This is a genomic window from Mycobacterium sp., from assembly GCF_035499775.1.
Taxonomy (GTDB): domain Bacteria; phylum Actinomycetota; class Actinomycetes; order Mycobacteriales; family Mycobacteriaceae; genus Mycobacterium.
On the sequence record NZ_DATJYB010000615.1, the window covers coordinates 1 to 11154 of the forward strand.

The 11154-nt window shown below is 66.8% G+C and carries 14 protein-coding genes; 6 read left to right on the top strand and 8 right to left on the bottom strand.

Annotated features, from left to right (window positions below):
• Nucleotides 1-426, top strand: a 426-nt coding sequence (locus VML93_RS36935; protein ID WP_325618582.1) for an SDR family NAD(P)-dependent oxidoreductase, incomplete at its 5' end; no start/stop codon positions are given.
• Here the strand turns inward: VML93_RS36935 and VML93_RS36940 are convergent.
• Both VML93_RS36940 and VML93_RS36945 read right to left on the bottom strand, forming a co-directional pair.
• Entirely contained in the window at nucleotides 404-1795 is a 1392-nt protein-coding gene (locus VML93_RS36940) for a L,D-transpeptidase (protein WP_325618605.1), read from the bottom strand. The genes VML93_RS36935 and VML93_RS36940 overlap by 23 nt on opposite strands.
• Nucleotides 1796-1829: 34 nt before the next feature.
• The gene (locus tag VML93_RS36945) at nucleotides 1830-2927 is read right to left on the bottom strand and encodes a UDP-N-acetylmuramate dehydrogenase (RefSeq protein WP_325618584.1); all 1098 of its coding nucleotides are present in this window, start codon (nucleotides 2925-2927) and stop codon (nucleotides 1830-1832) included.
• 40 nt (nucleotides 2928-2967) lie between these two features.
• Between VML93_RS36945 and VML93_RS36950 the strand changes: the two genes are divergently transcribed.
• From VML93_RS36950 to VML93_RS36960, 3 genes are read left to right on the top strand one after another with little or no spacing between them, the layout of a single operon-like run.
• Nucleotides 2968-3492 carry a DUF2505 domain-containing protein gene (locus VML93_RS36950; protein WP_325618586.1) on the top strand — a complete coding sequence of 175 codons (525 nt, stop codon included), beginning with the start codon at nucleotides 2968-2970 and terminating at the stop codon, nucleotides 3490-3492.
• 24 nt (nucleotides 3493-3516) lie between these two features.
• Nucleotides 3517-4332 carry a carbon-nitrogen hydrolase family protein gene (locus VML93_RS36955; RefSeq protein ID WP_325618588.1) on the top strand — a complete coding sequence of 272 codons (816 nt, stop codon included), beginning with the start codon at nucleotides 3517-3519 and terminating at the stop codon, nucleotides 4330-4332.
• Nucleotides 4333-4355: 23 nt separating this feature from the next.
• Nucleotides 4356-5390, top strand: a complete 1035-nt coding sequence (locus VML93_RS36960) for an LmeA family phospholipid-binding protein (RefSeq protein WP_325618589.1) — start codon at nucleotides 4356-4358, stop codon at nucleotides 5388-5390.
• A 3-nt stretch (nucleotides 5391-5393) separates the two neighbouring features.
• Here the strand turns inward: VML93_RS36960 and deoC are convergent, their stop codons facing one another.
• From deoC to VML93_RS36990, 6 genes are all read right to left on the bottom strand, one after another.
• Nucleotides 5394-6104: a deoxyribose-phosphate aldolase gene (gene deoC, locus VML93_RS36965; protein WP_325618591.1), complete on the bottom strand. Its 711-nt coding sequence runs from the start codon at nucleotides 6102-6104 to the stop codon at nucleotides 5394-5396.
• Nucleotides 6068-6502 (bottom strand): DUF2599 domain-containing protein, encoded by a 435-nt coding sequence (locus VML93_RS36970; RefSeq protein WP_325618593.1) that lies wholly within the window; start codon nucleotides 6500-6502, stop codon nucleotides 6068-6070. Before VML93_RS36970 ends, deoC begins: the two co-directional genes overlap by 37 nt.
• Nucleotides 6503-6509: 7 nt before the next feature.
• Nucleotides 6510-6785 (bottom strand): DUF2516 family protein, encoded by a 276-nt coding sequence (locus VML93_RS36975; protein ID WP_414686544.1) that lies wholly within the window; start codon nucleotides 6783-6785, stop codon nucleotides 6510-6512.
• Between the two features lie 105 nt (nucleotides 6786-6890).
• Nucleotides 6891-7487 (bottom strand): heparin-binding hemagglutinin HbhA, encoded by a 597-nt coding sequence (gene hbhA, locus VML93_RS36980; RefSeq protein WP_325618597.1) that lies wholly within the window; start codon nucleotides 7485-7487, stop codon nucleotides 6891-6893.
• Between the two features lie 300 nt (nucleotides 7488-7787).
• Nucleotides 7788-8192, bottom strand: coding sequence for a helix-turn-helix transcriptional regulator (locus tag VML93_RS36985; protein WP_325618599.1), 405 nt, complete (start codon nucleotides 8190-8192; stop codon nucleotides 7788-7790).
• A gap of 101 nt (nucleotides 8193-8293) precedes the next feature.
• Nucleotides 8294-9640 (bottom strand): DUF445 domain-containing protein, encoded by a 1347-nt coding sequence (locus VML93_RS36990; RefSeq protein WP_325618601.1) that lies wholly within the window; start codon nucleotides 9638-9640, stop codon nucleotides 8294-8296.
• A gap of 112 nt (nucleotides 9641-9752) precedes the next feature.
• Here VML93_RS36990 and VML93_RS36995 point away from each other — a divergent pair, with 112 nt between their 5' ends.
• Together VML93_RS36995 and VML93_RS37000 are read left to right on the top strand one after the other, a co-directional pair.
• Nucleotides 9753-10469, top strand: coding sequence for a TetR/AcrR family transcriptional regulator (locus VML93_RS36995; RefSeq protein ID WP_325618603.1), 717 nt, complete (start codon nucleotides 9753-9755; stop codon nucleotides 10467-10469).
• Between the two features lie 124 nt (nucleotides 10470-10593).
• Nucleotides 10594-11154 (top strand): prenyltransferase (locus tag VML93_RS37000; protein ID WP_325618607.1); only part of this gene is annotated, 561 nt, incomplete at its 3' end.

An 11154-nucleotide genomic window follows, 5' to 3' on the forward strand; every position in this document is an offset into this window, starting at 1 on the left:
ACCCTGCGGGTCACCCGGGCGCTGCTCCCCAAGCTGATCGAGTCCGGCGACGGCCTGATCGTCACCGTCACCTCGATTGCCGCCATGGAGGTGTACGACGGCGGGGCGGGCTACACCGCGGCCAAGCACGGCCAGGGCGCGCTGCACCGCACGCTGCGCGGCGAGCTGCTGGGAAAGCCGGTGCGACTCACCGAGATTGCGCCTGGCGCGGTCGAGACCGAGTTCTCACTGGTCCGCTTCGACGGCGACCAGCAGCGCGCCGACTCGGTCTACTCGGGAATGACGCCGCTGGTGGCCGCCGACGTCGCCGAAGTAATCGGGTTCGTGGCCTCGCGACCATCGCATGTGAACTTGGACCAGATCATCATCCGGCCCCGCGACCAGGCGTCAGCGACGCGCCGGTTTAACCACCTGGACGGGAAGTAGTCGTCGTCGTGGGCGTGCCCGACAAGCTCGGCGCGTTCGACGGCGTGACCGGCGCGGTGACCGGGATCTTCGTTGACGGCGGGTGCGCCGACGGCGGCGGCAGCGCCGACATCGACACCCAGGTGTCCCAGTCCACGGCCCAGTCCCAAATGTCGCCGTCGGAGTAGGACAGCTGGATCGAGCTTCCGGTCACTTCGACCGGGTCGCCGTACATCGCCGTTGGGTAGTACTCGGCCGCGTCTGCAGTCGACAGGTTGATGCAACCGTTGGTGACGTTGCTGTTGCCTTGCGCGCCGGCGCTCGACGGGTTGGCGTGGATGAACTCGCCGTTGTTGGAGATCCGCACAGCCCAGCGTTCGTGGGCGTTGCTGTAGCCGGCGGCCGGGTTGGACATGTAGAAGTCGGCGTACTTCTCGGTGACCACGTGAATGCCGTTGCGGGTGACGTTGCGCGCCTTATCCGCCTCGCCGTAGCTACACGGGAAGTCCATGATGACGGCGCCGACGGCGTTGACCACCTGGATGCGGTGTGAGGTCACTTCGGCCTTGACCACCTGCCGGCGTCCGATCTGGATGCTCAACGAGAAGTCCTGTGCGCCGTAGGCGCCGTCGCCGAACGGCAGCCCGTACAACTTGGCGTCGACGTTGACCGTGGTGCCCGCCGGGTAGTACTCGCGGGGACGGTAGTGAACGCGCGCGCCCTTCGCCTCGTCGGGCAACCACGCCCAACTGCCCTCCACGGGCGGGTTGGTGGTGACGGTCAGCGCCCGCTCGACGGCGGCCTTGTCAGCGATCGGCGCGTCGAACTGGATGATGACCGGCGCCGCGATTCCGACGGTCTGCCCGTCGGCCAGCTGGAATCCCCCGTCGATCTTCTTGCTGGGTGTGACGGTGGTGAATTTGCCCTTGACCGGGATCGCCTTGCCGTCGTGGCCGACGGCCGAACCGTTCCAGGTGTAGGTGGCGTCGTAGCCCAGCGGCTCGGTGACGGTGTAGACGGTGCGGTCCTGGTTCAAGGAGCCGGTAATCACCTTGCCGCCGGAATTCGTCAAGGTGACGTGCTGGAACCAACCGTCGCCGACCTCAACGCTGATCTGCGCGGTGGGCACCACATCGTTGGCGGTCCCAGAGCTCAGGTCCGGCTGGAATTTCAGGTGGGCCGCCTCCGGCGGCTTCTTCTCCGTCAGCTTGTTGGTCACCGGGTTGGAGCAGGCGGCCAGAACGTTCGGAGCGAACACGCCGAGCCCAAGGGCTGCCAAAGCCAGCCGCCGGTTGATCGGCGCCTGTCCATTGGGGGTGCTGGAGGTGCTCACGACAGTCCAAGATACCGGGCGAAACCGGCCCGAAGCGCCTGCCGCCCCGCCGCACAGGCTGGCGCCGACGCGTTTCGAACCAAAATAGCCGCTACAACACGCACCCAACCAGCACAGGCTCAGGTTTAAGTGTGATACCAAACACATCCTTGACCCCGTTGCGGACGATGCGGGCCAGCGCCAGCACATCCTCGGTGGTTGCCTCGCCCCGATTGGTCAGTGCAAGTGCGTGTTTGGTGGACAGCCGGCACGGCGCCGTCTGGTCGTCCGGATAGCCCTTGCCGAAGCCCGCCCGCTCCACCAGCCAGCCGGCGGCCAGTTTGACGCCGTCCGGCGCCGGATAGTTCGGCACCGGCCCGTTGATCGTCCCGGCCAGTCGCTCGTACACGTCGGGTGTCACCACCGGGTTGGTGAAGAACGACCCCACGCTCCAGGTGTCGTGGTCGGACGCGTCGAGCACCATGCCCTTGCGGGCCCGCAACGCCAGCACCGTCTCCCGGACCGCGCGCGGATCGGCGCGCTCGCCGCTGTCCGCCCCCAGCGCGGCCGTCAGCTCGCCGTAGCGCAACGGCGCGCTACGCCCCGAGGCATCCAGCGCGAACTCCACCTCCAAGACGACTACGGGCACCTGAAGGCCGTCGGCGTGCTTGAGCACGCTGGTGCGGTAGCCGAAGCGCAGCTCGGCGGCGGGCACCCAGCGCACCTCGCCGCTGCGGCGATGCAGCAGCCGCACCCGGGTGACGGTGTCGGAAACTTCGGCGCCGTAGGCGCCCACGTTCTGCACCGGCGTCGCCCCGGCCGATCCCGGGATGCCGGACAGGCATTCCAGCCCGCCCAGCCCGTGCTCGATGGCCTTGACCACGACGTCGTCCCAGACCGCGCCCGCCTCCGCGCGCACCAGGTTGCCGTCGACGGCGATGCCGTCATTGGCCAGCCGCACCGCCGTCAGCTCGCTCAGCGTGTCGCCGAGCACCAGGTTCGAGCCACCAGCAAACACCAGGACCGGGCCGGCATCCCCGCGGTCAGCCTCCACGTCCAGCTCTCGCAACGCCGCGATCACCTGTTCCGTGCTGGCACAGGTAATTAGCCGCCGCGCGACCGGTCCGATCCGCAAGGTGGTCAGCGGAGCCAGCGGCATCGCCTCGGCGACATGCGCACCGGCAAAGAGCGAACCGACCCCCCGTTTCATGAGCCCCGTTTCATGGCCCGTAACGGTAGCCTGACCAGCTATGCCGCGCTCATTCGACATGACCTCCGATTACCCGGGCAGCGTCGAAGTCGTTTATCGGGCCTTCGCCGACGAGGACTACTGGCGTGCCCGGCTGGTCGCGTCCGGCGCCGACGGCACGGAGCTGGAGTCGATGCGGGTCGGTGGCGAGCCGGAAAACGCCGACAGCATCGAGGTGGTCACGCTGCAGGTGATTCGCAGCCAGAACCTGCCGGGCCTGATTACCCAGGTGCATCGGGGTGATCTCAGGGTCAGGCGCGAGGAGCACTGGGGTCCGATTACCGACTGCACCGCGACGGCGTCGCTGGCCGGTGAGATCGTGGGCGCGCCGGCGAGCCTGTCCGGCACCGCCACGCTGTTTCCCGTCGCTGAGTCCGGCGGCTCCCGGGTGGACTTCCACGTCAGCGTTCAGGTTCGTGTCCCGCTGATCGGCGGCAAGATCGAGAAGATCATCGGCGCCCAACTGGCCTCAGTGGTGCAAACCGAGCAACGCTTCACCGCGAAGTGGATCGCGGACCGGGCCTAAGCAGCTGGGCCTAAGCTGGCGGCCATGCGTATCGCGCTGGCGCAAATCCTCAGTGGCACGGATCCGGCAGCGAACCTGGAGCTGGTGCGCGATTACACCGACCGGGCCGCCGAGGCCGGCGCCAAGCTGGTGGTCTTCCCCGAGGCGACCATGTGCCGGTTCGGTGTCCCGCTGGCACCGATCGCCGAGCCCGTGAACGGCCCCGACGGGCGGTGGGCCGAGGGTGTCCGACGGATCGCGACCCGGGCCGGCATCACCGTGATCGCCGGCATGTTCGCCCCGTCGGGCGACGGGCGGGTGACAAACACGCTGATCGCGGCGGGTCCGGGCACCCCTAATCGGCCGGACGCGCACTACCACAAGATCCACTTGTACGACGCGTTCGGCTTCACCGAGTCACGCACCGTCGCACCCGGCCACGAACCGGTGGTGATCACCGTCGACGACGTGCAGGTCGGGTTGAGCATTTGCTACGACATTCGGTTTCCGGCGCTCTACACGGAGCTGGCCCGGCGCGGCGCCCAGCTGATCGTCGTCTGCGCGTCCTGGGGCTCCGGTCCGGGCAAACTCGACCAGTGGACGTTGCTGGCCCGCGCCCGGGCGCTGGACTCGATGAGCTACGTGGCCGCGGCCGGTCAGGCTGACCCCGGAAGCTCTCTGGAGTCGGGCTCGGGGGCACCGACCGGGGTGGGCGGTAGCCTGGTGGCCTCGCCATTAGGCGAGGTTGTGGCGTCGGCCGGGGCCGGACCGCAATTGGTGGTCGCCGATATCGACGTCGCCAACGTGGACGCAGCTCGCGAAAAGATCGCGGTGCTGCGGAACCGCTCACCCTTTCTTTAGCTGGATAAGGCAGAATCGCCAGGGTGACAACTCCGCAAGGACCGCCCAACGACCCGTCGGGGTGGGGGCGTCCCGGCAACCAGGGCCCATTCGGCAATCCCCACCAACCGACCGAACGGTTCAATACCGGCCGGCCCCAGGGTGGTCCTCCGCAGCAACCGCGCGCGATGCCCGGCCAGGCGTCCGACCAGACCGAGGTGATCGGTGCCGCCCGAGCGGCCGGGCCGCCGCCGGGCTATGCGCCTCCGCCGATGCAGCCGGCGCCTCCGACCGAGCAGATCGCCGGGCCGCCCGGAGAGCCGACCAAGCCGAAGAAGAAGTGGAAGTGGACGGCTCCGCTCTCCATCTTCCTGATCCTGATCATCGTCTTTGCGCTGGTCGCCAGCGCGCTGGTGGTGGCGGAGTTGATCGTGCGCGACAAGGCGACCAACAAAATCGCGGCAGCGGCGGCGTGCGAGACCAAGGACTCGGCGACGGCGAAGTTCGGGGTGGCACCGTTGGTGCTTTGGCAGCTGGCTACCAAGCACTTCACCAACATCACGGTGGAGACGGCAGGCAACCAGGTCCGCGACGCCAAGGGCATGAAGCTGCAACTCAGCATCAAGAACGTCCAGATCAAGGACAGCCCCGACTCGAAGGGCACCGTCGGCTCGATAAACGCCACCGTCACCTGGACGACCGACGGCATCAGGGACACGATCAAGAGCGCGATTCCGATCCTCGGCCCCTTCGTCTCCAGGACTGTCACCGCTCAGCCCAACGACGGCACCGTCGAAATGAAGGGCCTGGTGGAAGACATCGTGGCAAAGCCGGTGGTCTCTGACGGCGTCATCAAGCTGCAGATCGTCACGTTCAACACGCTGGGCGGCATCAACATCATCAGCAAAGAGTCAGCGCAGTCGCACCTGGACAAGTACACGGCCGACGTGCACTACCCGCTGGGCATCAAGGCCGACAAGGTCGAGGTCAACGCGACGAGCATTGTGGCCCAATTCTCCGCCCAGAACGCCACCATCCCGGCCAACAAGACCCAGGATCCCTGCTTCCAGAACCTGTGACGCTCAGCTGAGCCCGTCGAGCACCGCACGGGTGCCGGACAGGCCCAGCCGGGTGGCACCGGCGTCCAGCATCGCCAGCGCGTCGTCCGCCGTGCGGATGCCGCCGCTGGCCTTGACCCCGAGCCGCCCGCCGACCGTCTCGGCCATCAACGCGACAGCACGCACCGACGCCCCGCCGGCGGGATGAAACCCGGTCGAGGTCTTGACGTAATCCGCGCCCGCGTCCTCGGCGGCACGACACACGTCTGCCAGCGTGCGCGCGTTTGCGTGGGCCAAGAGCACGGCGGACTCGACGATCACCTTGAGCAGAGCTCCTGCTACACCTTCCAAGGCGGCTCGCACCGCCGCGATGTCCGTGCGCACCGCGTCGAGGTTTCCCGTGACCGCGGCGCCGACGTCGATGACCATGTCGATCTCGCTGGCACCGGATGCCACGGCCGCGGCCGCCTCCTGGGCCTTGATGGCGGACAAGTGCTTGCCCGACGGAAAGCCCGCCACCGCCGCGACCCGCACGCCACCCGCAGCGGACTCGACGGCAACCGGCACCATCGACGGCGAGACGCAAACCGCGTAGACGCCCAGCTCGCCGGCTTCGGCGACCAGCGCGGCCACATCGGCAGCAGTGGCCTCGGGTTTGAGCAGCGTGTGGTCGACCAGAGCGGCCAACTGCTCTCGAGTCACTCGAACGACTCTTCGGGGCCGCCGGGATTGCATCGCGAGGCGATCATCTCCGCGTCGTCGACGACCGGCCGCCACGGCTCGAGGTTCCAGCTGGTCTTGCCGGGCTGGGCCTTTTCGGCGAACTGCCAGTGGCAGATGAACTGGGCACGCATGCCGGGGGTGTCGGCGTCCGGTGCCAGCCTGAGGACCTCGTCCCAGGCCTCGTCGGCGGCGGCGAACGTCCCGACCTGTCTGGCCGTTGCGCGTCCGGCCGGCGTCGGGTAGACCCGCAGGCTGCTCAGGTTCCCCGCCTGAGCCCACTGGGTGTGATCGACGTATGGGGGCGAATACGGCCGACGAGGCTCGGCCGACGGATCGGCCGCGGCCGGGGCGGCACCGAGCAGGGCGACCAGCACCACCAGCGGCGCCGTCCAGGCTTTCTTTGCGGTCAAGGATGCCCTAGCGCGACTTACCTTGGATTTCGAGGAGTTTGGGCCGTACGTCGACCAGGTAAACGCCGGCCGCGCAGGCGGCTATCGCGATCCCGAACACATCGAACAGGAAACTCAGGATGGACGTCAGCGCCACCGCCACGCCGAGAATGATCAGCCACACCGGCTTGGTCAGCTTGTTGACGGCCGTGTAGGCGTCGGGTCGCTGCAGCGCTGCATGCACAAACGCATACACCGACGTCACCAGGACGACGAGCTGCAAGATCCACAGGACGGTTTGCATGACGTTGATCACGCATCAAGCGTATGGGCCACCGCCCCCAACGTCGACTCCGAGCCGCCCCGTAAGTGGGACGACTCGGAGTCGAGTGGTTTGCTGGGCCGAACCCTACTTCTGGGTGACCTTCTTAGCCGCAGCCTTCTTGGCAGGCGCCGCCTTCTTGGCCGCAGCCTTCTTGGCGGGAGCCTTCTTGGCCGGAGCCTTCTTGGCCGGGGCCTTCTTGGCGGGCAGCTCGATGCCGACCAGCTTGGCGGCACGCTCGCCGACGGCGCGGGTCTGCTGCGCAACGGTGCCCAGGGCCTCCTGGGTCAGCTCGACGGCCTGGTCGAGGCGGGCCTCGGCGCGCGCCGACGCGTCCTCGAACGGCGACTGGCTGCGCAGGCGCTCCAGGGCGGCCTCGCCGCGCTCGACGAGCTCGTTGTAGCGGCTGGTCGCAGCCTCGAGGTAGCCCTCGGCGGCCTTGCGCAGCTCGTCCGAGGTGAACTTGCCACGCAACTCGCGCAGCTGCTCGGGCAGGTTCTCTTGTGCCTTCTTCACGCGGTCACGGGTCTCCTCCACCCGGCCACGGGTGTCGGTGCGGGTCTCCTCGGCGCGCTCGCGCAGGTTGACAACCAGGTCGTTGACGGTGGCCAGGGCCAAGTCAGCCGCACCAAGCGCTGCCAACAACGGAGCCCTCAGGTCCTCGATGTTCGAATTTTCAGCCATGTTAATTCCTTTCATGGGTTTGTTTTCGTTCGGCTTTATTGCGTATCTGGGCTGGTCTGGTTTGGAAGTTAGGGCAAGCGTCGGCTCCCATGAGAGGAGTAGTCAAGACCCGCGGATTGACATCACACGCGGCTTGCGCGAGAACCTCCTGATTCGTCGGGTCGATGGATGGTCGAGTTCGCATACCCATCTGACTTGAATTTGATGACCCCGTCTGTGCGGTCACCATTTGGCCAGCGCGGATGCGCGGCTTATAGGCCCAAACCGATTGCGGCGACGATGCCGGCCTGAAGAACTAATTCAATCGGCGGTGTCGGATGTTGTCGGACACTCCTCACGGATGGCTTCGTTTTGAAAGGTAAACGATGCATAGATATCGAGCAAAACCTGCTTCTGCCGCTCGGTTATCGCCGCGTCGGTGATGATGGCGTCCCGCACCGGACTCGGCTCGCAGGGCTCCAGAATCCCGGCCCGCACATAGAGGGCCTCGGCGGAAACCCGCAACGCCTTCGCGATCTGGTTCAGGACGTCGGCGGAGGGTTTGCGCAGTCCGCGCTCGACCTGGCTCAGGTAAGGGTTGCTGACCCCAGACCGTTCGGCGAGCTGGCGCACCGAGACGTGAGCAGTCTCACGTTGGCTCCTGATGAAACTGCCGAGGTCGGACGCGGCGGTGCTCACCTTGGCGGTGAGCTTCTCCTCCGGCATTGGTGCCCTCCTCGATACATCGGAAGTCGGTGCTTGGAAGCACCTTGGAAGCACCAGAGTACGGACGAATGCTTGCTATTGCAAGCGCTAGCTAGCACTCGTCAGAACAGCACCTGCGCGACGGCGTAAATCACCAGGCCCGCCAACGCACCTACCACGGTGCCGTTGATCCGGATGAACTGCAAGTCCCGGCCGACGTGCAGCTCAATGCGGCGACTGGCTTCCTCGGCGTCCCAACGCTCGATCGTCTCGGTGATGATCGCGGTGATCTCCACCCCATATTGCGAGACCAGATGCTGTGCGGCCCGGATCATCCAATTGTCGACCTTGTCGCGCAGCTCGGCGTCGTCGCGCAGCGACTCCCCAATTCGAACCACCGTGTCGGCGATGCGGGTGCGCAACGTGCTGGACGGGTCGTCGACGCTCTCGAGCACTAGCCGTTTCAGCGTCCGCCACGCGGTGGCCGCCGCGTTGGCGATCTCGTCGCGCGCCATCAGTTGCTCTTTGATCGCGTCGGCACGCGCGATGGTGGCCGGATCGTGTTGCAGATCGTCGGCGAATTCGAACAGGAAGCGGGTCGCCGAACGGCGCAATTCGTGGTCGGGATTGCGGCGCACCTTATCGGTGAAGTCCATCAACTCGCGGTGAATGCGGTCGCCGACCATGTGGTCGACGAATCGAGGCGACCAGCTCGGCGAGTCCCGCTCGACAACTCGCTGAATGACCTCACCGGCGTTCAGCGACCATTGAAAGGCCCGGTCGGCCAGCAGTTGGATCAGGGCTTCCTGGCGGTTCTCGGCCAGCAGCGTCGCCAGTACCCGGCCCACCGGCGGGCCCCACTGTGGCTCAGCGATGCGGCGCACGATCATCCGGTCGATCACCTGCTGGACTTCCTCGTCCCGCAGTAGCTCCACCAGTACCCGCAACACGGTCGCCGTCTCGCTGGCGACCCGTGCGGCGTGGGAGGGCTCCGACAGCCACTTACCCAGCCGGCTGGGCACCTGCGCGTCGCGCAGCTTGGTCTCCACCACGGCCGGCGACAGGAAGTTCTCCCGCACGAACGTGCCTAAGCCCTCACCCAGCTGGTCTTTCTTGCGCTTGATGATCGCGGTGTGCGGGATCGGGATGCCCAGCGGGTGTTTGAACAGTGCCGTGACGGCGAACCAGTCCGCCAGCGCTCCCACCATGCCGGCCTCCGCGGCAGCACCGAGATAGCCCACCCAGTCGGGCGCGGCCCCCTGTCCCTGCACCCAGCGACAGGCGAGGAATATGCCGGTGGCACCGACCAGAAAGCTCAGTGCCACGACTTTCATCCGGCGCAGCCCCTGCCGCCGCTCGGCGTCGGCCGCCGGATCGGCCCCGGCAAACGACTCCGCGAACGAGGCGCGGACCGGAGGGGTCACCGGACCCGGCGCCTCGGCACCGTACGAGGCTCTGTGTGCCACCACACCATCATCCACCAGCTAGCGGGCCGACACCGTCACCCAGCCACCGGCTCATTCAGCCCAGAGGTGAATCGGGCCGTAATATCGGGGGTCTACTGAATGGGAATCGGCAAAAGTGGCAGAGCAAATCCCGGCCGTGACTGTTAAGACCGATGGTCGCAAGCGGCGCTGGCACCAACACAAGGTGGATCGCCGAAACGAGCTAGTCGACGGCACCATAGAAGCGATTCGCCACCAGGGCCGCAACCTCAGCATGGACGAGATAGCCGCCGAGATCGGCGTCTCCAAGACCGTGCTCTACCGCTATTTCGTCGACAAGAACGACCTGACCACCGCGGTGATGATGCGCTTCGCGCAGACCACTTTGATTCCCAACATGGCCGCCGCGCTGTCGTCGAGTCTCGACGGCTACGACCTGACCCGCGAAGTCATCCGGGTGTACGTGGAAACGGTGGCTGCCGAGCCCGAGCCGTACGGCTTCGTGATGGCCAACAGCTCGGGCAGCAAGAGCAAGGTGATCGCCGACTCCGAGCGGATCATCGCCCGCATGATCGCGTTGATGCTGCGCCGCCGGATGAAGGAAGTCGGCATCGACACCGGTGGAGCCGAGCCGTGGGCGTACCTGATCGTCGGCGGCGTCCAATTGGCCACCCACTCGTGGATGTCGAACCCGCGGATGACCACCGACGAGCTCATCGACTACCTGACGATGCTGAGCTGGAGCGCGCTGTGCGGGATCGTCGAGGCCGGCGGATCGCTGGAGAAGTTCCGCGGGCAGCCACATCCTTCGCCGATCGTCCCGCCGCGCGAGCCCGATACCCCCGATGCCTGACGTGACCGTCGGCTCACGGCTGAGGTCGTGGGCGTACGCGCTGCGTACCACCAATCCGCCACCGGACGGGCCGATCGACGCGGTGACCCGCTGGCTCGTCGTCACCCGCGCCGCGCTGCTACCGATGACACTGTTTTCCGGTTTGGTCGCCGCGCTGCTGGCGATCGGTAAGCCTGGGCTGGATTGGCGTTGGCTGGTTCTGGCCGTGCTGGGAATCACGCTCGCGCATACCGCCAACAACCTGATGAACGACCTGTACGACACCAAGGTCGGCACCGACAGCGCCGATTACCCGCGCGCCCTCTACGCCCCCCACCCGGTGTTGTCGGGGCTGGTCACCCGCCGCAGGCTGGCCCTGGCGATCCTGCTGGTGAACGTCGCCGACCTGGCGATCCTGGTGACGCTGGCGTGGGCCCGCGGCTGGACCGTGGTGGCCTTCGCGCTCAGCGGGTTCGTGCTGAGCGTCGCTTACACGGCCCCACCGCTGCGGCTGAAGAAACGCGGCCTCGGCGAACCCGACGTGTTCGTCGTTTGGGGGCCGCTGATGGTGTGTGGCACTTACTACTCCGCCGTCGGCGCGGTCGGCTGGGACATCGTCCTCGCGTCGCTGCCCTACGGTCTGTTGTGCACGACGGTGTTGATGGGCAAGCACATCGACAAGATCCCGTTCGACGAGCCGCTCGGA